This window comes from Kribbella sp. NPDC051586 (assembly GCF_044453965.1).
Lineage (GTDB): Bacteria > Actinomycetota > Actinomycetes > Propionibacteriales > Kribbellaceae > Kribbella.
Map to the genome: position 1 here is coordinate 557,713 of NZ_JBITDF010000004.1, position 25,316 is coordinate 583,028.

Annotated in this window: 28 protein-coding genes; 16 read left to right on the forward strand and 12 right to left on the reverse strand. The window is 68.8% G+C overall.

The window, feature by feature from the left end:
- Positions 1 to 22: 22 nt before the first annotated feature.
- From ACIA58_RS29530 to ACIA58_RS29540, 3 genes are read right to left on the reverse strand one after another with little or no spacing between them, the layout of a single operon-like run.
- Entirely contained in the window at positions 23 to 1,192 is a 1,170-nt protein-coding gene (locus ACIA58_RS29530) for an NAD(P)/FAD-dependent oxidoreductase (protein ID WP_396407064.1), read from the reverse strand.
- Complete coding sequence (locus ACIA58_RS29535; protein ID WP_396407065.1) at positions 1,189 to 1,830, reverse strand: TetR/AcrR family transcriptional regulator; 642 nt, start codon at positions 1,828 to 1,830, stop codon at positions 1,189 to 1,191. The genes ACIA58_RS29530 and ACIA58_RS29535 overlap by 4 nt, the downstream gene beginning before the upstream one ends.
- Before the next feature lie 5 nt (positions 1,831 to 1,835).
- Positions 1,836 to 3,050 carry a cytochrome P450 gene (locus ACIA58_RS29540; RefSeq protein ID WP_396407066.1) on the reverse strand — a complete coding sequence of 405 codons (1,215 nt, stop codon included), beginning with the start codon at positions 3,048 to 3,050 and terminating at the stop codon, positions 1,836 to 1,838.
- A gap of 122 nt (positions 3,051 to 3,172) precedes the next feature.
- Between ACIA58_RS29540 and ACIA58_RS29545 the strand changes: the two genes are divergently transcribed.
- Positions 3,173 to 4,594 (forward strand): MFS transporter, encoded by a 1,422-nt coding sequence (locus ACIA58_RS29545; RefSeq protein ID WP_396407067.1) that lies wholly within the window; start codon positions 3,173 to 3,175, stop codon positions 4,592 to 4,594.
- Positions 4,595 to 4,704: 110 nt separating this feature from the next.
- Here the strand turns inward: ACIA58_RS29545 and ACIA58_RS29550 are convergent, their stop codons facing one another.
- Positions 4,705 to 5,274 (reverse strand): dienelactone hydrolase family protein, encoded by a 570-nt coding sequence (locus ACIA58_RS29550; protein WP_396407068.1) that lies wholly within the window; start codon positions 5,272 to 5,274, stop codon positions 4,705 to 4,707.
- 58 nt (positions 5,275 to 5,332) lie between these two features.
- On the opposite strand from ACIA58_RS29550, the gene ACIA58_RS29555 reads away from it, so the two are divergent.
- Positions 5,333 to 5,908, forward strand: coding sequence for an ArsR/SmtB family transcription factor (locus tag ACIA58_RS29555; protein ID WP_396407069.1), 576 nt, complete (start codon positions 5,333 to 5,335; stop codon positions 5,906 to 5,908).
- Here ACIA58_RS29555 and ACIA58_RS29560 read toward each other — a convergent pair.
- Positions 5,872 to 6,375 (reverse strand): MarR family winged helix-turn-helix transcriptional regulator, encoded by a 504-nt coding sequence (locus tag ACIA58_RS29560; RefSeq protein ID WP_396407070.1) that lies wholly within the window; start codon positions 6,373 to 6,375, stop codon positions 5,872 to 5,874. The genes ACIA58_RS29555 and ACIA58_RS29560 overlap by 37 nt on opposite strands.
- A 59-nt stretch (positions 6,376 to 6,434) precedes the next feature.
- Here ACIA58_RS29560 and ACIA58_RS29565 point away from each other — a divergent pair, with 59 nt between their 5' ends.
- Genes ACIA58_RS29565 through ACIA58_RS29575 form a run of 3 tightly spaced genes read left to right on the forward strand, consistent with a single transcriptional unit; the run spans position 6,435 to position 8,697 of the window.
- Positions 6,435 to 7,343, forward strand: coding sequence for a glutamate-cysteine ligase family protein (locus tag ACIA58_RS29565; protein ID WP_396407071.1), 909 nt, complete (start codon positions 6,435 to 6,437; stop codon positions 7,341 to 7,343).
- Positions 7,340 to 8,302, forward strand: coding sequence for a hypothetical protein (locus tag ACIA58_RS29570; protein ID WP_396407072.1), 963 nt, complete (start codon positions 7,340 to 7,342; stop codon positions 8,300 to 8,302). Before ACIA58_RS29565 ends, ACIA58_RS29570 begins: the two co-directional genes overlap by 4 nt.
- Positions 8,299 to 8,697 (forward strand): MAPEG family protein, encoded by a 399-nt coding sequence (locus ACIA58_RS29575; protein WP_396407073.1) that lies wholly within the window; start codon positions 8,299 to 8,301, stop codon positions 8,695 to 8,697. The genes ACIA58_RS29570 and ACIA58_RS29575 overlap by 4 nt, the downstream gene beginning before the upstream one ends.
- Here the strand turns inward: ACIA58_RS29575 and ACIA58_RS29580 are convergent.
- Positions 8,675 to 9,511: a helix-turn-helix domain-containing protein gene (locus ACIA58_RS29580; protein ID WP_396407074.1), complete on the reverse strand. Its 837-nt coding sequence runs from the start codon at positions 9,509 to 9,511 to the stop codon at positions 8,675 to 8,677. The two genes, ACIA58_RS29575 and ACIA58_RS29580, sit on opposite strands and share 23 nt — an antisense overlap.
- Positions 9,512 to 9,582: 71 nt before the next feature.
- On the opposite strand from ACIA58_RS29580, the gene ACIA58_RS29585 reads away from it, so the two are divergent.
- Genes ACIA58_RS29585 through ACIA58_RS29610 form a run of 6 tightly spaced genes read left to right on the forward strand, consistent with a single transcriptional unit; the run spans position 9,583 to position 13,867 of the window.
- A complete protein-coding gene (locus tag ACIA58_RS29585) occupies positions 9,583 to 10,401 on the forward strand; it encodes a phytanoyl-CoA dioxygenase family protein (RefSeq protein WP_396407075.1) in 819 nt (272 codons plus the stop codon).
- A gap of 9 nt (positions 10,402 to 10,410) precedes the next feature.
- Positions 10,411 to 10,881, forward strand: a complete 471-nt coding sequence (locus tag ACIA58_RS29590) for a pyridoxamine 5'-phosphate oxidase (RefSeq protein ID WP_396407076.1) — start codon at positions 10,411 to 10,413, stop codon at positions 10,879 to 10,881.
- On the forward strand, positions 10,878 to 11,549 hold the full coding sequence (locus ACIA58_RS29595) for a DsbA family protein (protein ID WP_396407077.1): 672 nt from the start codon (positions 10,878 to 10,880) through the stop codon (positions 11,547 to 11,549). The genes ACIA58_RS29590 and ACIA58_RS29595 overlap by 4 nt, the downstream gene beginning before the upstream one ends.
- Before the next feature lie 38 nt (positions 11,550 to 11,587).
- A complete protein-coding gene (locus ACIA58_RS29600) occupies positions 11,588 to 11,791 on the forward strand; it encodes a hypothetical protein (RefSeq protein ID WP_396407078.1) in 204 nt (67 codons plus the stop codon).
- Complete coding sequence (locus ACIA58_RS29605) at positions 11,784 to 12,926, forward strand: glycoside hydrolase family 99-like domain-containing protein (protein ID WP_396407079.1); 1,143 nt, start codon at positions 11,784 to 11,786, stop codon at positions 12,924 to 12,926. Before ACIA58_RS29600 ends, ACIA58_RS29605 begins: the two co-directional genes overlap by 8 nt.
- Before the next feature lie 14 nt (positions 12,927 to 12,940).
- Positions 12,941 to 13,867 (forward strand): aldo/keto reductase family oxidoreductase, encoded by a 927-nt coding sequence (locus tag ACIA58_RS29610; RefSeq protein ID WP_396407080.1) that lies wholly within the window; start codon positions 12,941 to 12,943, stop codon positions 13,865 to 13,867.
- 130 nt (positions 13,868 to 13,997) lie between these two features.
- On the opposite strand, the gene ACIA58_RS29615 is transcribed toward ACIA58_RS29610, so the two are convergent.
- Positions 13,998 to 15,161 carry an acyl-CoA dehydrogenase family protein gene (locus tag ACIA58_RS29615; protein ID WP_396407081.1) on the reverse strand — a complete coding sequence of 388 codons (1,164 nt, stop codon included), beginning with the start codon at positions 15,159 to 15,161 and terminating at the stop codon, positions 13,998 to 14,000.
- Between the two features lie 124 nt (positions 15,162 to 15,285).
- Between ACIA58_RS29615 and ACIA58_RS29620 the strand changes: the two genes are divergently transcribed.
- On the forward strand, positions 15,286 to 16,623 hold the full coding sequence (locus ACIA58_RS29620) for a UDP-glucose dehydrogenase family protein (protein ID WP_396407082.1): 1,338 nt from the start codon (positions 15,286 to 15,288) through the stop codon (positions 16,621 to 16,623).
- 3 nt (positions 16,624 to 16,626) lie between these two features.
- Here ACIA58_RS29620 and ACIA58_RS29625 read toward each other — a convergent pair whose 3' ends face one another.
- The 3 genes from ACIA58_RS29625 to ACIA58_RS29635 form a co-directional block, all read right to left on the reverse strand.
- The gene (locus ACIA58_RS29625) at positions 16,627 to 17,847 is read right to left on the reverse strand and encodes an MFS transporter (RefSeq protein ID WP_396407083.1); all 1,221 of its coding nucleotides are present in this window, start codon (positions 17,845 to 17,847) and stop codon (positions 16,627 to 16,629) included.
- 75 nt (positions 17,848 to 17,922) lie between these two features.
- Positions 17,923 to 18,408: a 5-(carboxyamino)imidazole ribonucleotide mutase gene (purE, locus tag ACIA58_RS29630; RefSeq protein WP_396407827.1), complete on the reverse strand. Its 486-nt coding sequence runs from the start codon at positions 18,406 to 18,408 to the stop codon at positions 17,923 to 17,925.
- A gap of 27 nt (positions 18,409 to 18,435) precedes the next feature.
- Positions 18,436 to 19,608 (reverse strand): 5-(carboxyamino)imidazole ribonucleotide synthase, encoded by a 1,173-nt coding sequence (locus ACIA58_RS29635; RefSeq protein ID WP_396407084.1) that lies wholly within the window; start codon positions 19,606 to 19,608, stop codon positions 18,436 to 18,438.
- A 153-nt stretch (positions 19,609 to 19,761) separates the two neighbouring features.
- Here ACIA58_RS29635 and ACIA58_RS29640 point away from each other — a divergent pair, with 153 nt between their 5' ends.
- The gene (locus ACIA58_RS29640) at positions 19,762 to 20,322 is read left to right on the forward strand and encodes a GtrA family protein (protein WP_396407085.1); all 561 of its coding nucleotides are present in this window, start codon (positions 19,762 to 19,764) and stop codon (positions 20,320 to 20,322) included.
- 10 nt (positions 20,323 to 20,332) lie between these two features.
- Positions 20,333 to 20,899 (forward strand): hypothetical protein, encoded by a 567-nt coding sequence (locus ACIA58_RS29645; RefSeq protein ID WP_396407086.1) that lies wholly within the window; start codon positions 20,333 to 20,335, stop codon positions 20,897 to 20,899.
- Between the two features lie 4 nt (positions 20,900 to 20,903).
- On the opposite strand, the gene ACIA58_RS29650 is transcribed toward ACIA58_RS29645, so the two are convergent.
- On the reverse strand, positions 20,904 to 21,692 hold the full coding sequence (locus ACIA58_RS29650) for a hypothetical protein (RefSeq protein ID WP_396407087.1): 789 nt from the start codon (positions 21,690 to 21,692) through the stop codon (positions 20,904 to 20,906).
- A 213-nt stretch (positions 21,693 to 21,905) separates the two neighbouring features.
- On the opposite strand from ACIA58_RS29650, the gene ACIA58_RS29655 reads away from it, so the two are divergent.
- Entirely contained in the window at positions 21,906 to 23,117 is a 1,212-nt protein-coding gene (locus tag ACIA58_RS29655) for a GNAT family N-acetyltransferase (protein WP_396407088.1), read from the forward strand.
- Here ACIA58_RS29655 and ACIA58_RS29660 read toward each other — a convergent pair.
- Positions 23,114 to 23,743: a PH domain-containing protein gene (locus ACIA58_RS29660; RefSeq protein ID WP_396407089.1), complete on the reverse strand. Its 630-nt coding sequence runs from the start codon at positions 23,741 to 23,743 to the stop codon at positions 23,114 to 23,116. The two genes, ACIA58_RS29655 and ACIA58_RS29660, sit on opposite strands and share 4 nt — an antisense overlap.
- Before the next feature lie 165 nt (positions 23,744 to 23,908).
- Here ACIA58_RS29660 and ACIA58_RS29665 point away from each other — a divergent pair, with 165 nt between their 5' ends.
- Positions 23,909 to 25,303 (forward strand): OFA family MFS transporter, encoded by a 1,395-nt coding sequence (locus ACIA58_RS29665; RefSeq protein ID WP_396407090.1) that lies wholly within the window; start codon positions 23,909 to 23,911, stop codon positions 25,301 to 25,303.
- Positions 25,304 to 25,316 lie beyond the last annotated feature (13 nt).

A 25,316-nucleotide genomic window follows, 5' to 3' on the forward strand; every position in this document is an offset into this window, starting at 1 on the left:
AATCCTTCCCCAGAGAGGCTTCTTACGCGCGCACGAGGTGCTCCCGGTGCGCGCGGGTCTGTTTCGGCATGTTCCAGCCGAGCACCGCGACGAGCCGATCGTCACGGTGGTAGTGGGCGACGAAGCGACCGTCGGTGATGTTGCCTTCGGCAATGGTTACGTCGGCGTCGGCGGACGGGCGGCCGTGGACCTGGATCTTGGTCGTGAAGTGATCGGTCCAGAAGTACGGGATCGGCCGGTAGGGCTGCGGCTCGCCGAGAATGTTGGCGGCGACGCAGAGGGCCTGCTCGGTCGCGTTGGTCCGATTCTCCAACCGGAGTAGGGAATCCTCGTGCTGCCAGCGCGCCACGTCGCCGGCCGCGTAGATCCCGTCGGCGGCGCGGCAGTACTCGTCGCACACCACGCCGTTGTCGAGGCTGAGCCCGCTGCCTTCCAGCCACTCGGTCGCCGGGACCGCGCCCAACGCCACGACGACCACGTCCGCCGGCAGCACGTCGCCGTTCGCCAGTCGTACGCCGCTCACCCGGCCATCGACCGCGGTCATCCCGGTCACCGCCGCACCTAGACGGAGGTCGACGCCTTGGGACCTGTGCAGTTCGCCGAGCAATCCTCCGACGACAGGACCGAGCTGGGCCTGCAGGGGTGTGGCCTGGGGGCCGGCGAGCGTAACGACGAGGCCGAGCTTGCGGGCGGTCGCCGCGATCTCGGCGCCGAGCACGCCGTCGCCGACAACCACCAGACGGCCGGCGTCGGCGAGGTCCTTGCGGAGGGCGGCTGCATCGTCGAGGGTCCTGAGGACGTGCACGCCCCCGAGAGCGGCGTCCGACCGGCCGGTCGCGAGATCCGCGCCCGGCAGGTGCCGCGGTGTGAGTCCGGTCGCGATGACCACCGCGTCACCCGTCAGCACACGGCCCGCCGCGGTACGCACCAGCTTGCGGTCGACGTCCAGTGAGACGGCTGAGTCACCCAGGACGAACTCCGCGTCCAGTGCCGACAGCATGGTGTCCGGACGTAGGCGGGTCCGGGCTTCGTCCCAGTCGCCGCAGAGGAACTGTTTGGACAGCGGCGGCCGGTCGTACGGCGGGTGCCACTCGGCGCCGAGCACAGTGATCGGTTCCCGATACCCCTTCCGTCGCAGGGCTTCCACGGTCGTCAGGCCGGCTGCGGAAGCACCTACCACGAGCACACTCACGAAGTCACCGGTGCGGTCAGCAGCCCGACCAGCCCGTCGATCAGACCGCCGGTCATCTCGGCCCACGTGGCCCGTGCGGTCGGCGTACCCTCGGCGAGCGCCAGCTCGAACTCGGCCGTCATCTGGATGATCAGGTGCCTGGCCATGTCGCCACGCTCGATCCGGACCGCGGGTGGCAGGTCCGCGAGGTGATCGGCGAGACCGTCGACCAGCCGGCTCAGCGTCGGCGAGTTCAGCGACTCCTGCAGCTGGATCTCGCGCAGCGACGGGTCGTTCATCAGCTGGGCGCTGAACCGCGCGAACCAGCTCGGTGTACCCAGGCTGCCCATGTGATCGGTCGCCGACCGGACCAGCACCGTCACGTAGTCGCGCACCGACGGGTGCTCGCCGAGCTCCGCGAGCAGCTCGCGGCGACGCTCCTCGACCGGCTCGGCGTGTTTGCGAACGATCGCCCGGACCAGGTCGGTCTTGGTCCCGAAGTGGTACCCGACCGCGGTGTTGTTGCCCTGTCCGGCCGCCTCGCTGATCTGCCGGTTCGACACTTCGTGCACACCACGCTCGGCGAACATCCGCTCGGCCGTGGCCAGGATGAGCTCCCGGGTCGCGTTCACCCGTGCGGACCTCACCGTCTTCGACATCATCATCACCACATCACCCTTACCTCCCGCAGCCCGCCGACGAGCAGCCCTTCGACCAGCGGCAACTCCGCAGACGGCACCGCCAACTCCAACGTCGGCAGGCTCCGCAACAACACTTCCAGAACCACTTGCAGCTCGGTCCGCGCCAGCGACTGACCGACGCACGAGTGCGGCCCGGCCCCGAACGCCAGATGGACGTTCGGACTCCGGGTCAGGTCCATCTCCCCGGCGTCCTCGAACACCCGCTCGTCCCGGTTCGCGGACGCCATGCTGCAGACCGCCGTCGTCCCCGCGGGCAGTACGCCGTCCGTGAGCTCGAGCTCCTCGGAGACGAACCGGAGCATGCCGAACCCGGCGTTCGCGTCGTACCGCAGGACTTCCTCGACGGCGGTGCGGACCAGACCCGGATCCGCGAGCAGCTGCTCCCAGCGACCCCGGTCGGCGAGCAGCATCGCCATCATCTTGCCGATCATGTTGGTCGTGGTCTCGTGACCGGCGATCAGCAGCCCCATCCCCGTGGAAACGAGCACGTCGTCGCTCAGCCGCTCCCCCGCCGAGTCGGTGCCGACGATCAGCTCGCTCAGCAGATCGGTGCCCGGTTCGGCGCGCTTGGCCTCGATGTGGCCGCTCATGTACGCCGCGAACTCCGCCTGCGCGGCCTCCATGTCGGCCGCCGAGTAGCGACTCAGGTTCAGGAAGGTGTCGGACCAGTACGAGAACCGCTCCCGGTCCGAGGCCGGTACGCCGAGCAACTCGCAGATCACCCACACCGGCAGCGGGAAGGCCAGCCCCGCCTTCAGATCGGCCGGCTGACCGCTCGCGACCATCTCGTCGACGAGCTGATCCGCCATCGCCTCGATCGAGGGCCGCAGCGCCGCCATCCGCTTGGCGGTGAACCACTTGGTCAGCATCCGCCGCCAGCGCTGATGACCGTCGCCCGACTGCGGTACGGCGGAACGCCGCCGGTCGAACACCCCGGCGCCTTCGGCCGACACCCGCGCGGACCCCTCCGCCGTCCGGGCGAACCGCTCGTCGGCGAGCACCTGGCGAACATCGTCGTACCGCGTGAGCAGGGCGGCCTCGTCGCCGCTGGGCAGCCGGACATGCGCCACCGGGCACTGCTGACGCAGCCGCTCCCACTCGGGCGGCGGCTCGATCGCATCGACGGGCGGGATCGGGTAGTCGACAACCTGATCCGCAACAATGTCACTGGCGGTCACTGACCATCACCTCCGTGTGGTTTCCCTCCCAGCTTGCCTCGCCGACTTGTTTAAGTCAACTGCCTGACTTATCGTAATGGTTGCGCAAACCAACTATCTTCTTCACAGCCCGGAGGCTGCTGATGTCCGCAACTCCATCCGTGCGCACCGGCGCCGTCGTGCCGGTGCTCGCCTCGGCCGGTATCACGGTCGCCCTGATGCAGACCCTGGTGATCCCGCTCGTCCCGGAGCTGCCACGTCTGCTGAACGCCTCGGCCGCCGGGACCGCGTGGGCGATCACCGCCACCCTGCTCGCGGCCGCGGTCGCGACCCCGATCATGGGCCGCCTCGGCGACATGTACGGCAAGCGCCGGATGCTGCTGATCAGCATCGGCCTGCTGGTGGCCGGCTCGGTCGTCGCCGCGCTGAGCAGCTCGCTGGTGCCGATGATCGCCGGCCGCGCCCTGCAGGGGTTCGCCGCCGGCGTGATCCCGCTCGGGATCAGCATCATGCGCGACGAGCTGCCGTCCGACAAGGTCGGTACGGCGGTCGCGCAGATGAGTGCGTCCCTCGGCGTCGGCGGCGCACTCGGCTTGCCGCTGGCAGCCCTGCTCGCCGAGAACTTCAATTGGCACACGCTCTTCTGGCTGTCGGCCGCGCTCGGCGTGATCGTGTTCGGGCTGGTGCTGCGCTTCGTCCCGGAGTCGTCGGTGCGCTCCGGCGGCCGGTTCGACGTACTCGGCGGGGTCGGGTTGTCGATCGGTCTGATCTCGTTGCTGCTGGCGATATCCCAGGGCGCGAGCTGGGGCTGGACCGGCGGCCGGACGCTCGGCCTGTTCGCCCTTGGCGTCGTCGCGCTGCTCGCGTGGGGCTGGTGGGAACGCCGTACCAGCGAGCCGCTCGTCGATCTGCGCACGACGGCGCGCCCGCAGGTGCTGCTGACGAACCTCGCGTCGATGGTGTTCGGGTTCGCGATGTTCGCGATGTCGCTGGTGCTGCCGCAGCTGCTCCAGATGCCCAAGGCAACTGGTTTCGGACTCGGGCAATCGATGCTGGCGTCCGGTCTGGTGATGGGCCCGTCGGGCCTGGTCATGCTGATCGCCGCGCCGTTCTCGGCGAAGATCTCGAAGACCCGCGGGCCCAAGGTCACGCTGATGCTCGGCGCGGTCGTGGTCGCCGCCGGATACGCCGTGGGCAGCGTGCTGATGGCATCGGTCTGGGAGCTCGTGCTGGTCTCACTGCTGATCGGCGCCGGCATCGGCCTGGCGTACGGCGCGATGCCGGCGCTGATCATGGCCGCCGTACCGGTCTCGGAGACCGCGGCCGCGAACAGCTTCAACACGCTGATGCGGTCGATCGGGACGTCTGTCTCCAGCGCGGTCGCCGGTGTGATCCTGGCCAACCTGACCATCAACCTCGGCGGCTACACGCTGCCCTCGCAGACCGGCTTCCGCACCGTCCTGCTGATCGGCGCGGGCGCCGCCCTGACCGCACTGGCCATCGCGTCCTTCATCCCCACCCGCCGCGCCGAGGCTCCGGTCGCAGTCGCGGTGGCACAGGCCTGATCACCAGCATCTCGACAGTACGTATACGTCCGCTGCCGGATCGACCACGCTCAACCGCGCGGTCGATCCGGCGAAGTGGACATATACGTACTGTCGAGATGCAGAAAGGGCTAGGCGAGGAAAGCGAGGGTGCGCTCCAGCAGGAGCTTGGCCGCGGGCTCGTCGTAGCCGGGGAGGGACGAGTCGGCGAAGAGGTGCTCCTTGCCGGGGTAGAGGAACAGCTCCACGGAGCTGTTGGCGGCGACCAGGGCGCGAGCGGCGTCGATGTCGCCGCCTTCCTCGGCGAAGAACGGGTCCTCCTCCATCGCGTGCACCTGCGCCCGCAGGCCCTCCGGCCAGGCGCCGAACTCCTCCGCCGGCAGGCACGAGTAGTAGAACAACCCGCCGACGGCTCCCGGACGGGTCTGCGCGAGCTGCTGGGCAGGTACGACGCCGAGCGAGAAGCCGGCGTACACGACATTCGCCGGCAGCTTCTGCGCCGCCTCGACGCCGCACTCCGCGATCTTGCCGAAGCCCGTGGCCCGCGCGTACTCCATGCCCTCGTCGATGGTCGCGTACGTGTTGCCTTCGTACAGGTCGGGCGTGTGGACGGTGTGCCCCGCCTGCCGGAGCTCCTCGGCGAACGCCTTCACCCCGTCGGTCAGGCCCTGCGAGTGGTGGTACAGAACGATCTCAGCCATCGTCGGCTCCAATGATCCAGATATCTCGAACAATCCGCGATGCTAGTCTATTCGGACTATGTCGATCAACAGTTCGGTCCCCGATTACGACCTCGCGGACACCGTCGAGCTGACTACCGCCGAGCAGGTCCGGGCGATCAGCGACCCATTGCGGACGACGATCCTCGGGCTGCTGCACGAGCGGGCCGCGACGGTGACTGAGCTGGCGACCGCGGTCGGCCGGCCGAAGAGCACGGTCGCGCACCATGTGAAGGTGCTGACCGAGGCAGGCATCCTGCGGGTGGTCCGCACCCGGCGGGTGCGGGCGATCGAGGAGCGCTTCTACGGGCGCGCGGCCCGGATGTTCTACGTCGGGCTCGGCCGCCAGGACGGGCAGTTGCCGCAGGACTTCAACGACTTCGAGGTCGCGGCCGAGGAGTCCAAACCGGCGTACGACGCGGGTGAGATGTTCTCGCTGATCCGGCACGCCCGGATCCCCGCGGACCGTGCGAGCGAGTTCTGGCAGCAGGTCGCCGCGCTGGTGCACGACTTCGACCAGCTCCCCCGCGCCGGCGACACGACGTACGGCCTGACCGTCGGCCTCTACCCGATCGTCGACTATCCGACGCTGCCACCGACCGAGGACGAGGTCTGAGTCTCCTCGGCGGCGAAGCGGGCGAGCACGTCGACCAGCCGGGCGAGCACGTCCCGGGCGACCTCGTACTCCTGCTCACCGAACTCCTCGGCGAAGCGGCGCTCGAGCTGACCTAGGTACCGGAAGCCGTCGCCCGCCACGGCCAGACCGTGATCGGAGTACTTGACGACCTTGGCCCGGCCGTCGGCGGGGTCGGACTGCATCTCCAGCAGATCGAGCCCGACCATGTCGCGGATCACCTCACCCATCGACTGCCGCGTGATCCCGGCCCGGACGGCCATGTCGGCGGCCCGGGCGCCCTCGGCGTGCAGCGTGCCGAACACCGAGTTGTGCGCCATCTTCACCTCCGCGTGCCCGTCGGCGTGGGCGCGGCGGACCATATCGGCCTGCATTGCCCGGCTGGCCCGCTCGACCAGAGCGATCAGCGGCTTGCGATCGAGCCGCGGTTCGGGCTGACCTCTTGACATGTCGTAAGGATACCTTCCAATATTTCGACAGGAAACCTTACGGTATCAGGGAGGGCCCGATGGATGCCATGGAACTTCACCCGGTGATCGCGGGCCTGTTCGCGCGGGGGCGCCGGCGGACGGTCCGGGTCGCGATCGAGCAGGAGTACGTGGTCGCCGACGCGGACGGCGGCGTGGTCCTGATCGACCAGGTACGCCGGGCCGCCGCGGGAGCGATCGCGGCGCCTTACATCACGTTCGAACCGGGCGGCCAGCTCGAGCTGAGCCTGCCGCCGTCGCTGGATCCGGTGGGCGACCTCGGTGCGCTGACCGCGGACCTGCGGCGCCACCTGGGCCGGGCCGGGATCAGCCTGCTGACGATCCCGGTCGATCCGCGAGCGGACGTGCCGCTGCAGCTGACCTCTGCGCGGTACGTCGCGATGCAGCGGCACTTCGACACCATCGGACCGGCCGGCCGCCGGATGATGCGACGGACCGCGTCCACGCAGGTCTGCCTGGATTGGTGGCCCGGTCACGCCGGGTTCGAGCAGTGGCGGGTACTCAACCTGGCCGGACCGTTCCTGGCCGCGGCCCACGCACGCGAGGGCGGCTGGCTGAACACCTGGCTGGACGTCGATCCAGCCCGGACCGGCTTCGATGACCGGGTGCTCCGCGGCGACGATCCGGTCGCGTCGTACACCGCCTTCGCTGCGGGCGCTGCGCGGTTCGTGGACGGGGTCGAAGCCCATCTGAGCACGTTGTTCCCACCGGTTCGGCCGCGCCGGAGCTACCTCGAGGTCCGCTTCCTCGATGCACAGGAACCTGTGGCGGTCGGTCGCATCGTCTCCGTCCTCAGGCAGCTGATGTACGACGATGTGCGCCGCCGCGACGTACTCCGGGCGCTCGAACCCGAGCAACCGCACCTCGCCGACCTCTGGCGCGCGGCTGCCGCCGGGGATCTGGCGGCATCCGAGGAGGTGGCAGCATGAGCGGCGTTCTGTTCGTCACCGATCCGCTGACCGGCCTGGCCGGCGATATCGACGCCAGCATCGGCCTGATGAGCGCGACCCAGGACCTGGGCAGCGACATCTGGTGTTGCGGACCGGAAGAGCTCGCCGTCGTCGACGGGCGGGTACGTGCTCACGCCCGCCGGATCCGGCTCCGGCCGCGGCAGGCATCCGGCGGCGACCACCGCTGGATCGTCGATGCGACCTGGTGGGACGAGCTCGAGACCGGGATCGTCGACGTCGCGTCGCTGGACCTGGTTCACCTGCGGATCGATCCGCCCGTCGATGCGCGGTACCTGCACACGACGTACCTGCTGGATCTGGTCGAGCGGGCCGGCACGCGGGTGATCAACCGGCCGGAAGGCATCCGCGCCATGCACGAGAAGCTCGTCGCGCTGCACTTCCCCGAACTCTGTCCACCGACGTACGTCGGCGCGGATCCGGTCGAGCTGCGGTCGTTCGTCGCTTGTGTCGGCGCGGCGGTGGTCAAGCCGGTCGACGGGTTCGCCGGACTCGACGTGTGGCTGGTGCACGACGACCAGGGCGCCGTCGCGCTGCTGGAGTCGGCGAGCCACGGCGGGCAGCGGCAGGTGATCGCCCAGCAGTACCTACCTGCTGTTGCACACGGCAACAAACGGTTGTTCCTGCTCGACGGCGAGATCGTCGGCGCGGTACTGCGCCGCCCCGCCGTCGACGACTTCCGGATCGGGCCACCGATCGCACCGGCCGAACCCGACGAGCACGATCACGCGATCGTCGCCGCGCTCGGCCCCGTACTGCGTAAGCACGGCCTCGCCATCGCCGGTCTAGACGTGATCGGCGGCCGGCTGATCGAGGTCAACGTCACCTGCCCGGGCGGCATGCACAAGACCGACGCCCTGCTCGGAACCCAACTCAGTCAAACCATCGTGAGCCGCTTGTTCGAAGGAGCACTCGTATGAACCTCGACACCGTCACCATCGTCTGCATCGCCCTGATGGGCATCCTGCTCTTCGTGCTCGGCGCCAACGTCAGCCGGAACCGGGCCCTCCGCGGCGCGGGAAACCAACTGCCGAGCGACCCGTCCGACAAGCTCTTGATCGCAATCCGCGCGCACGGCAACGCCGCCGAGTACATCCCGACGATGATCGTGCTGCTGCTCGTCTGTTCGGTGCTGTCCGACAGCTGGGCGGTCGACGTCCTCGCGATCGCCGCCGTGTTCGTCCGGTACGTGCACGCGTTCGGAATGCTGACTTCGCGCAACCTCGCAACCCACGGTCCGCTCCGCGATGTCGGTGCCATGGGCACCTACCTCGTCGGCATCGCGCTCGGCGTCACCGCGCTGGTGACGATCTGAACGCCGTCGGAGTGGTCCCGGTGAGCTGACGGAACACGCGGGCGAAGTGCTGGCTGGAGCTGAAGCCGAGACTGACGGCCAGTGCGGTGATCGTGATGTCGCTGGTCTCGAGGAGCTGGCGGGCGCGGTCGATCCGGCGTTCGTTGAGGTACCGATGGGGTGGCTGGCCGAGCTCGGTGGTGAACAGCTCGGCCAGGTACGCGGGTGCGAGACCGGTGCGATCGCCCAGCTCGCGCAGGGTCCAGCGTTCGTGGAACTCCTGGTCCAGCAGGCGTTTCACGGTCCGCACCGCCGGATGCATCGCCAACTGCGGTACGGCGGCCGGCGCGAGACGCCGGGAGACTGCCAGCATCAGGTGATCGACGGCGAGTGTCAGCCCGATGTCGGCGTACTCGTAGCGCGTGGTGACCTCGCGGACCAGTTGGGCGAATGCGTGCGTGAGTTCTCCCGCCTCACGGTGTACGACGCCGTTCGGCCAGCGCACGGCGAGCGCGGGCTGGCGCCGTACGACGGGTTCGCGGTCGATCGCGGCGAAGTAGAAGTGATGGTTGCCGGAGCGGCCGGCCAGATGGTGGATGACACCGGGCGGTACGGCGAAGAGGTGGCCGGGGTGGAGGACGTAGCTCTCGCCGCCGGCGACCCAGTGTGTGCTGCCGTGCTGCTGCAGGTAGATCTCCCAGACCGGATGCTCGTGCGGCTGGATCAGGAACTGCTCCGGCACCCACTGCTCGCCCGCGTGCAGCAGACCGCTGTCCCCGGCGAACCCCTCGGCGTGGAATCCGGCGCGGAGCCCGCTGGGCCGATGTAAGGACACCTGAAGATTGTGTCCAGTCGCCTGAACATCGGCAACGCCGTACTGATCTGTGGGTTCCTAGATTGGTCCGCATGGAGCTACCTGGAGCAGACGACCTCGCCTTCTTCCATGAGCACGGCTACTGGATCTCGCCGGTGATCGTGCCGTCCGACGTACTCGATGCGGCTGAGCGTGGGATGGAGCGGTTCTACGCCGGCGACCACGACCACACGGTGCCCAATCTGCCCGCGACCTGGGGATGGCAGGCGGCGGATGGCGACGTACTGCGGAAGAACGACTATTCGTCCTTGCGGGTCGACGAGCTGGCCGCCTTGGTCCGGCACCCGGCGATCGGTGCGACCGCGGCCGCATTGTCCGGTGCGGACGGGATCCGGTTGTGGCACGACCAGCTGTTGTTCAAGCCGCCGGGTGGTTCTGCGAAGGTCGGATGGCACACGGACCGGCAGTACTGGCAGTCGTGTACGTCGGACGACATGCTCACCGCGTGGGTCGGGTTCCACGACGTGGATGAGGTGAACGGGGCCGTGGGGTTCCTGCCCGGGAGCCATCGGTGGTCCCTGACCGGGCTCGACTTCTTCTCGCAGGACAACGCCGGCCTGGAGGCGTCGATCGCGGCGCAGGGGTTCGACCCGACCCCCGTCGTACCGCGGATGAAGCGTGGGCAGGTCAGCTTCCATCACTGCCGGACGGTGCACGGGAGCTCGGCGAACCTGAGTACGGCGCCGCGCCGATCGATCGCGATTCACCTGCAGCCGGCGAGCAACCGCTGGCGTCCCGGCTCGGCCCATCCGAACGACACGCTCGTCCGGCAGAACCCCGATCCGGATTACACGGACCCGGCGATCCAGCCGACGCTCTGGCCACTTGATAACCGGACCACGGTCCGTTAGCTTCGTGGCATGCAAGGACTTGAGCGGATCAACGAACTCGGGCGGCAGGATCATTTTCTGGCGGTAGCGATCACGCAGCGACGGTCCGGCGAGCCGGCCGCCTCGGTGGTGAACGCGGGCGTGCTCGACCACCCATTGACGGGCGAGCCGGTCGTGGCGTTCGTCGCGCGCGGGCATACGGCGAAGCTCAATCATCTGCGGCGGACCCCGCGGGCGACGCTGGTGTTCCGCGCGCACTGGGAGTGGATCGGCGTCACCGGACCGGTCGAGCTGGCCGGGCCGGACGATCCGCTGCCGGGGATCGACGCGGAGCGGTTGCGGGTGTTGCTGCGGGACATCTACGCCGCGGCCGGCGGGGTGCATCCGGACCTGGACGAGTACGACCGCGAGATGGTCGCCGATCGGCGTACGGCGGTGTTGATCCGGCCGGAGCACTTCACGAACAACCCGGCCGGCGCCGATCACCAGGAGGACGCGTGAACATCGCAGCCGGGACGATCCAGGTGTGGTCGGATCTGCTCTGCCCGTTCGCGCATGTCGCGATCCATCGGCTCCGGACCGCGCGGACCAAGCTCGGATTGGACGATGTGGTTCGGCTCGATCACCACACGTTCGCGCTCGAGCTCTTCAACGGACCGCACTCGCGGCCCGGGACGGACAGCGAGGCGGTCGGGCTCGGGCAGCTGGCGCCGGAGATCGGGTTCCGGCTGTGGACGCAGCCGGACTGGACCTATCCGTCGACCGTGCTGCTCGCTGCCGAGGCCGTGCATGCGGCGAAGGCGCAGGATCTGCGCGCGTCCGAGGATCTGGATGCGGCGCTCCGCCGGGCGTTCTGGTTCGACTCGCGCCCGATCGGCCATCGCCAGGTGATCCTCGAGGTCGCCGCCGAGGTCGAGTCCGTCGACGCCTCCGCCTTGGCCGCCGCGTTGGACGACGGACGAGCGCGCGGCGCAGTCATGGCCGACCACGCCATCGCCGTCACGGACGCAGTACAAGGCAGTCCGCATCTCTTCCTTCCCGACGGCAGTTCCGTCCACAACCCCGGCATCGACGTCCACTGGGAAGGCCGTTGGGCCTCGGGCTACCCCATCGCCCAGGCCACCGACGCAGGCTGGCCCGACCGACTCCTGAACCGCGCCGCGAGCTAGGCTCAACTCGACCACTCACCGTGATCGAAGGAGTACTGATGGCCAACGCGGATGCTTGGAGCGGGGTCGTCGTGAAGAAGTCGCGGGCGATGTTCGACGGCTCGAATCTCTACCGCAGACTCGAGGTCCAGCTCGACGGCGGCGAGAAACAGAAGGTCAAGGTGCCGCGAGAGCTGTGGAAGCAGCTCGAGGTCGGCGACCGGGTGAGCAAGGAAGCCGGCGCGGACCCGCGGCGTGGCTGAGCGGCCGAAGGTCCTGGCGTACTACTTCCCGGATTGGCACGCCGATCCGCGGAACGCGAAGTGGTTCGGCCAGGACTGGGACGAGTGGAAACTGCTCGAGGCCGCGAAGCCACGCTTCGACGGGCACCGGCAACCACGCATTCCTCTTGATGGGCGTTTCGACGAGGCGACCCCGGCCTCGGCAGAGCATCAGATCCGCATCGCCAAGGAGTACGGCGTCGACGGCTTTCTCGTCGACTACTACTGGTACGACGACGGGCCCTATCTCCAGGGCGCCCTCGACGACGGACTGCTCGCCGCGCGGAACAGCGACGACATCAAGTTCGCGCTGATGTGGGCGAACCACGAGCTGGTCAACATCTTCCCGCACGACGATCCGGCCGACGACTCGCCGCAACGGCTCAAGAACGGTGCGATCGATCGCGCCGCCTTCGAGAAGCTCGCCAGGCACGTCATCGACACGTACTTCGCCCGCCCGAACTACCTGACCATCGACGGCCGGCCGTGGCTGACGATCTACGAGCTCGGCAACCTCGTCGTCGGGCTCGGCGGCGTCGAGGAGACGGCCGATGCGCTGCGGTGGTTCGACGAGCAGACGCGGCAGGCGGGCTTCGAAGGGCTTCATCTGGATGCGGTTGTCTGGGGCATCGGCGTACTCCCAGTCGCGATCACGCTCGACAATCCCTCCGAGCTGGTACGGAAGCTCGGGTTCCGGTCCGCGACGTCGTACGTCTGGGTCCACCACGCCGACCTGGGCCGGTTCGAATTCCCGCGCGCCGACGTCGGCCCGCTGCGGGCGGCCGCGTTCGCGGAGTACGGGCGGTACGCCGCGGAGCTCGACGTACCGTTCTATCCGAATGTGACTGTCGGGTGGGACGCGTCGCCGCGGACCGCTCAGGATCGCGAGTTCGTCCGCGGGCGGTACCCGTGGACGACGACGTTCGATCCGTCGCCCGAGGAGTTCAGGGAGGGGCTGCTGATGGCGAAGTCGTTCCTCGAACGGCACGGTCAACCGCATCCGATCATCACCGTGAACGCATGGAACGAGTGGACGGAGGGCTCGGCCCTGCTCCCCGACAACCACAACGGCTACGGCTTTCTCGAGATGATCCGGGCCGTGTTCGGCGACAGGTGATACAACCAGCTGTCATGGAGACGGTTGAGTTGACCAAAGCCGGGATGTCCGTGTCGCGGGTCGTGCTGGGGCTGATGCGGATCAAGAACCTCAGCGACGCCGAGATCCGCGAGCTGGTCGGGACGGCGCGCGATGCCGGCGTGACGATGTTCGACCACGCCGACATCTACGGCGGCTCCCACGGCTGCGAGCAGCGGTACGGCGACGCGCAGGCCGTGCCCGAATCCGAACGCGACCAGATCACGATCCAGTCCAAGGTCGGCATCCGCTCCGGGTACTTCGACTTCTCCCGTGAGCACATCATCTCGAGCGTCGAGCAGTCGCTGACCGCGCTCCGGACCGACCACCTCGACATTCTGCTGCTGCACCGCCCGGACACCCTGATGGAGCCCGACGAGGTCGCTGCCGCGTTCGACGAGCTGCACTCGGCCGGCAAGGTTGCGGCGTTCGGGGTCTCCAACCACACGCCCGGCCAGATCGAGCTCCTCGCCAGGTCGGTGCGTCAGCCGCTGGTCGCCAACCAGCTCCAGTTCAGCATCGCGAACGCCGCGCTGGTCGCGCAGGGCCTGGCCGCCAACATCATGGGCCTGGAGCAGTCCGCCGACCGCGACCTCGGCGTCCTCGACTACAGCCGCCTCAACGGCATGACCATCCAGACCTGGGGCAGCGTCCAGAAGCCGCCGCCCGGAGGCGTCTTCATCGGCGACCGGGAGACCTACGGCCCGCTGAACGAGGCTCTCGACGACCTGGCCGGGAAGTACGGCGTCACGCCGGACGCGATCGCCATCGCCTGGATCGCCCGCCACCCCGCCAACATGCAGATCGTCATCGGCACCACCACTCCGAGCCGCGTCCAGGACGCCGCCACCGGCGCGGCGATCCGCCTCACCCGCGAGGAGTGGTACCACCTCTTCACATCCGCCGGCCACACGCTCCCGTAGCGGACTCAGGTCGCTGTGATCCGCCGGCGCCGAGATGATCCCCCCGAGCACAACTCGCCGACCCACCACCATTCCCGGACCGTAGCAACCCCCCAAGTCCACCAAACTACTTGCCAAAAGCAACGGCCGGTCAGCCCAGGCCCTTCAGGAGCTGGCGGGCCATGACGATGCGTTGGACCTGGTTGGTGCCTTCGTAGATCTGGGTGATCTTGGCGTCGCGCATCATGCGTTCGACCGGGTAGTCGTGGGTGTAGCCGTAGCCGCCGAGGAGTTGTACGGCGTCGGTGGTGACGGCCATCGCCACGTCCGAGGCGAAGCACTTGGCGGCGGCGCCGAAGTACGTCAGGTCGGCGTCGCCGCGTTCGGACCGCGCGGCCGCGGAGTACGTGAGCTGCCGGGCCGCCTCGATCTTCATCCCCATGTCGGCGAGCATGAACTGCAGGCCCTGGAACTCCGCGATCGCCTTGCCGAACTGCTTGCGCTCCTTCACGTACCCGAGCGCATAGTCCAGCGCGCCCTGCGCGATGCCGAGCGCCTGCGCGGCGATCGTCACCCGGGTGTGGTCCAGCGTCGCCATCGCGGTGGCGAATCCGGTGCCCTCGGCGCCGATCATCCGCGCAACCGGGATCCGGACGTTGTCGAAGTACACCTCGCGGGTCGGTGAGCCCTTGATGCCGAGCTTCTTCTCCGGCGCACCGAACGAGACACCGTCGTCGGACTTCTCCACCACGAAGGCAGAGATCCCGCGCGAGCGCGCCGAGGCATCCGTCACCGCGAACACCGTGTAGAAGTCCGAGACCCCGGCGTTCGTGATCCACCGCTTCACGCCGTTCAGCACGTACGAGTCACCGTCGAGGACCGCCCGCGTCTTCATCGAGGCGGCGTCCGAACCGGCCTCGGGCTCGGACAGGCAGTACGAGAACATCGAGTCGCCCGCGGCGACCGGCGGCAGGTAGCGCTGCTTGACCTCCTCCGAGGCGGACAGCAGCAGCGGCAGCGAGCCGAGCTTGTTCACGGCCGGGATCAGCGAGGTCGAGGCGCAGGCCCGGGCGACCTCCTCGATCACGATCACCGTGGCGAGCGCGTCCGCCCCGGCGCCGCCGTACTGCTCCGGGATGTGCGGCGCGTGGAAGTCCGACGCCTTCAGCGCGTCGTACGACGCCTTCGGGAACTCGGCCAGCTCGTCGACGTCCCCGGCGTGCGGGGCGACCTTGGCGTCGCAGACGTCCCGGACGGCCTCCCGGATCGCCTGGTGCTCCTCCGGCAGCGCGTACAGCTCGAATGAGTTACTCACGAGTCACACAGTACGACGAACAACCCGCCCGGGGAGAGCGTCGTACGCCGAAAGTGACCAACTCCGCACGGGCCGGACATGAACCGGTCACCCGCTGATAACCACGATGGGTAGAGTCCCCGACATGAGTGAAGCGACCTCCCGCCCCCTGCGGATCGCCGTGATCGGCACGAACTACCTCGGCGCGAACACCGCCGCCGGGATGGCCGAGTTCGGTTTCGACGTCATCGGGGTCGAGATCGACGAGCACCGGCTGAAGTTGCTGAACGACGGCAAGGCCCCGCTGTACGAACCAGGCCTGGACCCGCTGCTGAAGAAGCACGTGGACTCCGGCCGGCTGCGGTTCACCAAGGACTACCACGAGATCGCGGACTGGGCCGACGTGCACTTCGTCTGCGTCGGCACGCCGCAGCTCGAGGGCAGCGAGGCGGCCGACCTGGCCCAGGTGCACTCCGTCGTCGACATGCTTGCCCCACTGCTGACGAAGCCGGCGCTGGTCGTCGGCCGCTCCACGGTCCCGGTGGGTACGTCGAAGATCGTCGAGGCCCGCTTCCACGCCGAGGCCCCGGCCGGTACGGCGATCGAGATCGCCTGGCAGCCCGAGTTCCTGCGCGAGGCGCACGGCGTGGACGACACGCTGCACCCGGACCGGCTGGTGTTCGGCGTACAGTCCGAGGCCGCGGAGACCCGCCTCCGCCAGGTGTTCGCCACCCCGATCGGCGAGGGTACGCCGGTCGTCGTGTGCAACCTGCCGACCGCGGAGCTGGTGAAGGGCGGCGCGAACGCCTTCCTGGCCACGAAGATCTCGTTCATCAACGCGCTCGCCGAGATGGCCGACGCGACCGGCGCCGACGTGACGCTGCTGGCCGACGCGCTCGGCCACGACAAGCGGATCGGCCGCGGCATGCTGAACGCCGGCCCCGGGTACGGCGGCGGCTGCCTGCCGAAGGACCTGCGCGCGTTCATGCACCGGGCCGGCGAGCTCGGCGTCGAAGAGGTCATCACGTTCCTGCGCGAGGTCGACGACATCAACCAGCACCGCCGCGCCGGAATCGTGGACCTGACCCACGAGATGCTCGGCGGCGAGTGGGTCGGCAAGAACGTCACCGTCCTCGGCGCGGCGTTCAAGGCGGGCACGGACGACGTCCGCGACTCGCCCGCGCTCGACGTGGCCGGCCGGATCCAGCTGCACGGCGCGAACGTCACCGTCTACGACCCGGAGGCGATGGAGAACGCCCGGCGGGTCCGCCCGACGTTGCGGTACGCCCCCACCGCGGTCGAGGCCTGCCGCGACGCCCACGCCGTACTGCACCTCACCGAGTGGCCCGAGTTCCGCAAGCTCGACCCGGCCGCCCTGAGGGAGATCGTCAGCAGCCCGGTCCTCGTCGACGCCCGCCTGAACATGGACGCCGACGCCTGGCGCGCGGCCGGCTGGACCTACCGGGCGCCGGGCAAGCCGTAGGAGTTACGCGACCCGCGCGTTGCGGATGACCGGCCGGCTGAGCGCCACCAGGCCGATCAGCGCGATCGCGACGCCGATACCGAGGCAGACTCCGGTGATCCGGATGCTGTCGACGTCGGCCAGGCTGCCGAGCACCGGGTTCATCACGACGAGCGCCAGGCTCTGGCAGAGCACGATGACCGACTGCAGCCGGGACTGGTACTCGCGCTCGACCGAGTTCATCAGCAGTGGCAGCACGTGCCCGGTGAAGGTGCCGACGCCGATGCCGCTGATCACCGCCGCCGCGATGGTGAGCGGTAGCGGGGTGACCTGGGACAGGCCGATGAAGCCGACCGCGGCGAGCAGCAACCCCAACATCGCCACCGTCCCCGGGCGCTGGAACGCGCCGCGCACCAGGATCCGGATCGACACGACACCGACTCCGATGCTCCGGGTCGCGATCAGGATGGCCGCCGTTCGGGCGTCCCAGTGGTGGTCGCGCGCGAGCAGCGGCAGCAGCAGGGCGTCCATCGGCATCAGCAGGCCGGCGGCGATCGTCATCGTGATCAGCAGCGCGCGCGTGAGCGGCCGGCCGAACGCCGCGCGGACCCCGTCGGCGATCGAGCGCAACATGCTGGTCGTGCGCGACCCGTGCTGGGCGGTGGTGCCGCGCAACAGGTACAGCACCACGATCATGATGCCGAAGGTGATCGCGTCGAAGCCGGCCGCGGCCGACAGTCCGGCCCAGTTGACCAGCACGCCGCCGACCGCCGTACCGCTGACCGCGAAGACGACCCCCGTCACCTGGAAGCTCGCCAGTGCCCTGGGCACCTGCTCGGCCGGCACCAGCAGGCGCGGCATCGCCCGCGACGAGGGCAGGAAGAACGCGTCGATGACTCCGACCACCAGCGCAAGGATCACCAGGAGCCAGACGGGCTCCCCGACGGCCTGGGTCGCCGGGACCAGTGCCGCGGTCACCAGGAACATCGCCACGCAGCTGACCAGCAGCACCCGGGGCGCGCCGTACCGGTCGCCGATGGCGCCGCCGATCAGCAGGAGGACGGCCCGGGGCGCGGCCGCGAGCAGCAGGATCAGCCCGGCGACACCGCCGCCGTGACGGGTGGCCGACCATCCGATGGCGAACGTCATCGTCAGGTCGCCGAGCAGAGATACGGCGGCGCCGAACAACCAGATCCAATACCGGACCGGTATGCGCTGCGTATCCGAATCAGTGGGCGGAGTCACGATCGACGACCTTAGACGACAACCAATGGGATCTCACGACTACCCGCCCCCATCCTGTGGAAACCAGCGACTGCCTCAGCCTTTACGCAACTCTGCCGCCCCGTCACGCACCGTGCTGCCCTTACCGCGTGCCACTTCGGCGAGAGATTCCTGGAACGCGATCATCCGGTCCCGCAACTTCTCGTCGGACGCGGCCAGGATCCGCACCGCCAGCAGCCCCGCATTCCGAGCGTTCCCGATTGACACCGTCGCAACCGGGACTCCGGCCGGCATCTGCACGATCGAGAGCAGAGAGTCCATTCCGTCCAGGTATTTCAGCGGAACCGGTACCCCGATCACCGGCAACGGTGTCACCGACGCGAGCATGCCCGGCAGGTGCGCGGCCCCGCCGGCGCCGGCGATCAGCACCTTCAGCCCCCGCTCGTGGGCTGACCGTCCGTAGTCGATCATCTCGGCCGGCATCCGGTGCGCCGACACGACGTCTGCCTCAAAGGGCACGCCGAACTCGGCACACACCTCGGCCGCCGCCTTCATCGTCGGCCAGTCGCTGTCCGACCCCATCACAATGCCGATCACTGTGCGTGTGTCCTATTCGTCGATGGTGCCGGTCAGGTACGCCGCGGCGTGCCGCGCGCGTTCGCGGGTCTGCTCGAGATCGTCGCCGTACGCCGTGACGTGGCCGATCTTGCGGCCCGGCTTCACCGACTTCCCGTAGAAATGGACCTTCAGCCCCGGGTCGCGGGCCATGCAGTGCAGCAGACCGCGGTGCATGTCGTCGACGTCCCCGCCGAGCACGTTGACCATCACGGTGTACGGCGCTCGGGCGGCCGGCGATCCGAGCGGCAGATCGAGCACGGCGCGCAGGTGGTTCTCGAACTGGGACGTCACCGCGCCGTCGATCGACCAGTGCCCGGTGTTGTGCGGACGCATCGCCAGCTCGTTCACCAGCAGGCGTCCGTCGCGCGCCTCGAACATCTCGACCGCGAGTACGCCGACCACGCCGAGCTCACCGGCGATCCGCAGCGCGGTCTGCTGAGCCTGCGCAGCCTTCTCCGGCGCCAGACCCGGCGCGGGCGCGGTGACCTCGACGCAGATGCCGTCCTTCTGCACCGACTCGACGATCGGGTACGCGACCGCCTGGCCGTGCGGCGAACGGGCCACGATCGCGGACAGCTCGCGGACGAAGTCGACCTTCTCCTCGGCCAGGATCGGCACGCCGCTCGCGAATGCCGTCGCGACGGCCTCGTCGTCCGGCCCGTCGACGAACCAGACGCCCTTGCCGTCGTACCCGCCGCGGGTGGTCTTGAGGATGATCGGGAACCCGCCGACCCGCTTGGCGAAGTCCTCGACCTCGGCGGGGGTCTGGACCACCTGGTGCGCCGGCGCCGGCGCGTCGAACGTGTCGAGCCGGGCGCGCATCACGGCCTTGTCCTGGGCGTGCACCAGCGCGTCCGGGCCGGGGTGCACCCGCACCCCTTCCGCCTCGAGCGTGCGCAGGATCTCGGTCGGCACGTGCTCGTGGTCGAACGTGACCACATCACACCCGGCGGCGAACCGCCGTACCGTCTCGAGGTCCTTGTAGTCGCCGACGGGAGCGTCCGCGACCGCCTGGGCGGCCGAGACGGTCTCGCCCTCGGCGAGCACGCGGAGCTGGACGCCCAGGGCGATGGCCGTTTCCTGCGTCATCCGGGCCAGCTGGCCGCCTCCGACCATGCCGACCACCGGCGTGCCGACAGGGAGGTCTTCTCGATCGAACTTCACAGACCGGAGCCTAATGTCCATACAACATCAGCCGGTCGGCGGCCACCGCGCCACACCCGGGCTCCTCCGTCGATTTCGACCTCGGACCGGTCGCCGGGTACCGTGGGAAGCTCCCCTCCCGTCGCGCGTGATCACAGAAGGTGCCGAACACCGTTGAAACTCGTCACCACGTTGTACCGCCAGTTCCAGCATCTGGTGCACGAAGTGGCCAAGTTCGGTCTGGTCGGTCTGCTCGGTCTCGTCGTCGACCTGCCGATCTACAACTGGCTCGTGTTCAACAACCCGCTGGTGCTCGCCGACTCCGGCGAGGGCATGCTGCACCACAAGCCGCTGACCGCGAAGCTGATCTCGACCACGGTCGCGACGGTCGTGACGTACTTCGGCAACCGGTACTGGACGTGGCGGCACCGTGAGCGCAGCGGCCTGCACCGTGAGTACGTGCTGTTCTTCGTGCTGAACGGGATCGGCCTGCTGATCGCGGCCGGCTGTCTGGCCTTCTCGCGCTACGTGCTGGACCTGCACACCTGGCTGTCCGACAACATCGCCGCGAACTTCATCGGCCTCGGACTCGGCACCCTCTTCCGCTTCTGGTCCTACCGCAAGTTCGTCTTCAAGGAAGAGATCGAGCTCGACGAGGCCGAGCACACCCCGGCGCCGGACTCCCCCGCCGCTCTGGACAACGAGAACACCGGCGATCTGCCCGTCGTCCGCTGACCCCGGCCGGATGTCCAACCCCCCATCGTCCCAGCGGTCGCGGCTGCATCCGGCGGTTGTCGTCAGCATCGTTCTCGCCGTCCTGCTGCTGGTCGCCGTCGGCTCCGGGATCGCTGCTGTCGGCATCGTGCGGGCCGACGCGCACACGCAGCAGGAGCGCGCCGACGACCTGCAGCAGAAGCTCGACGCCGCCGGGCCGGGCGAGCAGGTCCGGAAGGACGTCCTCGCCGCCGCGCAGACCGATGTCGGCGTCCTGTTCAGCTACGACTACCGCAAGCTCGACGACTACGCAGCAGCGACGCGGAAGGTCACGACGGACAAGTTCGGGTCCGAGTTCGCCCAGACCGTGACCGCCATCCGTGCGCAGCAACTGAGCCAGCACGCCGTCGCCAAGGCCGCCGTCAAGGAGGCCGCGGTCCAGGACGCGACCGGCACCACGGCGCACGTCCTCCTGTTCGTCGACACCACCACAACGACCACAGCCCTGAAAACGCCGAGCCTCCAGCGGACCCGGGTACTGCTCACCCTGCAGTCAGTAGCCGGTCACTGGCTGATCGACAACGTCGAAGCCATCTGAGCTGTCATTCGCCGAAGGGCGGTTTGGCGGTCGCGTTGCCGTCTTCCCAGTGGAAGTAGACAGGGTCGGTGAAGGTGGTGGTGACCTTGCCGAAGGACTGGATGACGGTGGTCGGGCCGGTGGCATGGCCGACGGCGTACAGGTAGCCGAGATGGGTGTCGCGGTCGATGCCGAGCAGGAGTGAGCCGTACTGGCCGCACTGCTGCGCGATCAACGTCTCGAAGCCCTGCCAGGTCGAACTCCGGACCTGCTTGACGATCGGCTTCATCGGCGCGCCGGACGGGATGTGGATCGTGTACAGCGCCCCGCCGCGGGTGTTCGCCAGGAACGTGTCGTAGGTCAGGGTGGAGCTGATCAGCGTCATCGCCTTCACCGAAGCGAATCCGGGTGCGGAGACCTTACTCCGCCAGACACCGTTGTTGTCGACGGTCCAGCGGTAAAGCGTCCCGTCGCTGGTGAGTCCGTACGCATTGCGCCGCCTGACCACGGAGTCGAAGTACGACGTGCCCTCGATCGCGACGAAATTGCCCCAGCCGCCGCCGACCCGCTTCACCGTTCCGTCGACGACGCCATCACTGGCGGTCGAGTACTGGGTGTAATACAGCGCATCCCCCAGGACGGTGTCACCGGACACGAAGGAGATGCTGATCCCGTCGTCGCCCCACGTCATCGAAGCGCTGATCCGGGCCGCGCCGGCGGGATACACCCCGCGTCCGAGGGTGCCGCTGGCCACCACTCCGGACGGTGACCCCGCGACGACGCTCTTGTAGGCGTGATCACCCGCGGCCGTCACGGACCCAACCAAAACCCCGCAGCCCCCCGCGGACGCCGCGGCAGATGTCGCTACCGCACTCTGCCTCGCCACTGCCGTCCCAGGGATCAGGCCTGCGACCAGCAGGGCCGCCGTCGTCGCTCCGAGAATCTTGATCATCTGCACCACCCCTCAGTTGGCTCGATGCTCGCGGAAGGGCTGTGGTTGTCGGTAGGGCGTGTGAAGATGCGATACGTGAGCGATATCGAGGTGCGTACGGCGCAGGCGGACGAGTACGACGCGCTGCAGGGGGTGTTCGGCGCGGCGATGATGTTCGAGGCGTCGCCGAACGAGCTCGGGCAGCAGCTGTTCGAGCCGGAGCGGGCGCTGGTGGCGACCGACGGCGCGGAGATCATCGGGACGACGCGGGCCCTGACGCGCGACCTGTCCGTGCCGGGTGGTGTCGTGCCCGCGGCGCATGTGACCGGAGTCGGCGTGATGGCGACGTACCGGCGGCGTGGGGTGATGTCGGGGCTGATCGGGCGGCAGTTGCGCGAGGTGCCGGAGGCGATCGCGGTGCTGTGGGCCAGCGAGCCGGCGATCTACGGCCGGTTCGGGTACGGCGCGGCCGCCTGGGGTACGGCGTACGAGGTCGACCTGCATCGGGTCGGACCGCCGACCGGGCCGATCCGTCCGGGTGAGCTCGGTGAGCTGACCGCGGACGACGCGCTCAAGGAGCTGCCGCAGCTGCTACTACGGCTGCAGGAGCAGCGGGCAGGGGTGTCCGGCCGGTCGGAGCTGCGCTGGCAGAAGCACCTCGAGGACAAGCCCGACGACCGTGGCGGGCGGACCGCGCTGCGGATCCTGGTCCACCGCGACGAGGCCGGGAGCGTCGACGGATATGCGCTCTGGCGCGGCAAGATGGTCTGGAATCCGACCGGCCCGGCGTACGAGGTGCTCGTCGAGGAGCTGGTCGCCCCGGCACCGACGGCGTACCGGGTGCTCTGGCAGCACCTGCTGACGATGGACCTCAGCGCCAAGCTCAGCTACGGCTACGCCGCGATCGACGAGCCGTTGGTGCAACTCGTGAGCACCCCGACCGCTCTCGACCGCCGGGTCAGCGAGTCCCTCTGGTTGCGCATCACCGACGTACAACGGGCCCTCGAGCAACGCCGGTACGCCGTTCCGCTCGACGTCGTTCTCGACGTGACGGACGACCTGATCGCGGCGAACACCGGCCGCTTCCGCCTGACCGCCGACGGCTCGTCGGTGACCTGCTCGCGCACCGAGGACCCGGCCGACCTGAGCGTCTCGATCAGGGAACTCGGCGCGACCTACCTGGGCGGCCGCCCACTCGCCGAGTTCGCCACCACCGGCCGCGTCACCGAACACACCCCAGGCACCCTCGACCAAGCAACCGCAGCCCTCCGCTGCCCGCTCGCCCCGGTCAGCCTGGAGGTGTTCTAGCGGTCGTCGTCTGAGCTGAAGAGGGTTTCGCCGTCGTCGGTCCGCGGTGGCTGTTGCTGCTGCTGTGGTTGCTGCGGGCGGCGGCGCATGTGCTCCGGGGGCTGCTCGTCCTCGAGGATGCCGTCGCCGGGCTTGCCGTCCGGGCCGCCGAAGAGCAGGTCGGACATCTGCAGGTGGACGTGCTCGACGTGCGGTACGTCGGGGAGTACGACCTGACCGCGCTCGCCGGCCGACTCGATGTGCAGCGTGCCGCAGCCGAGGAGGCGGTCGATCAGGCCGTGCTCGTACGACACGTCGTTGACCCGCATCAGCGGGATGTCGCGGCCGGTCCGGGTGAGGATGCCGTGCCGGGTGATCAGCCGCCGGTTCGTGATCGTGTACGTCGAGAAGAACCAGTTCAGGAACGGCTTCAGCGCGAACGCGGCCAGGATCACCACGCCGACCGCGAGGATCGCGATCCGCGCCGGGGTCTGCAACGACCCGGACGGCACGACCGCGGCCAGGAAGCCGCCCGCGCCCGCCACCACGAGCAGCAGAAGCACCGGCCCGATCAGCGCCTTCCAGTGCGTCCGGGTGCTGACGACGACGTACTCGTCCTCACCCAACAACTTCGCCGAGATCGCCATATCCCCAGTCTCACAGCTAGCGGGGCCGAATGTCCCGACTCGACACGATCGAGGGCAGTCCGCCCGACACGATCGGGCGACAAACTGGTTTAACACTTCACAAAGTGCATACAGTGAGCCAAGATGCGCGAGGGGTTACCAACTGGGGGACGAGAAGGAGCCGTGATGGCAGTCTTGTCGATACTCGACCGGGAGCACACCATCGCCCCGCCGGGGTACAGCCGCTGGCTGATCCCGCCGGCGGCGCTGGCCGTTCACCTCTGCATCGGGCAGGCGTACGCGACCAGCGTCTACAAGACGTCGATGGTGAAGCACTTCGACAGCAGTCAGACCGCGGTCGGCGTGGTGTTCAGCATCGCGATCGTGATGCTCGGCCTGTCCGCGGCGGTCGGCGGCACCTGGGTCGAACGCAACGGCCCACGCAAAGCGATGTTCGTCGCCGCCTGCTTCTGGGCCACCGGGTTCCTCGTCGGCGCCCTCGGCATCGGCACCGGCCAACTCTGGCTGGTCTACCTCGGGTACGGCGTGATCGGCGGCATCGGTCTGGGCATCGGCTACATCTCGCCGGTGTCGACGCTGATCAAGTGGTTCCCGGACCGCCCTGGTCTGGCCACCGGCCTGGCGATCATGGGCTTCGGCGGCGGCGCGCTCGTCGCCAGCCCGCTGTCGCGCCAACTGCTCGGCGTCTACGACTCCAACTACGACCCGAACGTCAGTACGTCGGTCGCAGGCGGCGGCGCCCTGGTCGGGCTGTTCGTCACGCTGGGCATCGGCTACTTCGTCATCATGATGTTCGGCGTCTTCAACATCCGCGTGCCCGCCGAGGGCTGGACGCCGGAGGGCTTCGACCCGAAGACCGTGCAGCAGAAGGCGCTCGTCACCACCGCGAACGTGTCGGCGGCGAACGCGATCAAGACGCCGCAGTTCTGGTTGCTCTGGGTCGTGCTGTTCTGCAACGTGACCGCCGGCATCGGCATTCTCGAGCAGGCGAGCCCGATGATCCAGGACTTCTTCCGCGGTGACGACGGCAAGTCGAGCGTCGCGGTCGCGGCGGCGGCCGGGTTCGTCGGGCTGCTGTCGATCTTCAACATGGGCGGGCGTTTCGGCTGGTCGACGACGTCGGACGTGATCGGCCGCAAGCCGATCTACGCGATGTACCTCGGCGTCGGGATCATCGCGTACACGCTGCTCGCCACCGTCGGCCACACCAGCACGGTGGTGTTCGTCCTGCTCGCCGCGATCATCATCTCCTTCTACGGCGGTGGGTTCGCGACGGTTCCGGCGTACCTGCGGGACCTGTTCGGCACGTATCAGGTCGGGGCCATCCACGGGCGGCTGCTGACCGCCTGGTCGGCGGCCGGGATCGCCGGGCCGCTCATCATCAACGGATTCCTCGACCACGAAGGCAAACCGGGCACGCTGACCGCGTCGGCGTACCGGCCGGCGCTGTTCACGATGGTCGGGGTGCTGGCGGTCGGGTTCGTCGCGAACCTGCTGATCCGCTCGGTCGCCGAGCGATTCCACGAGAAGTCAGACACGACGGTGGAGGCAGCCCGATGAACCAGACCCCACG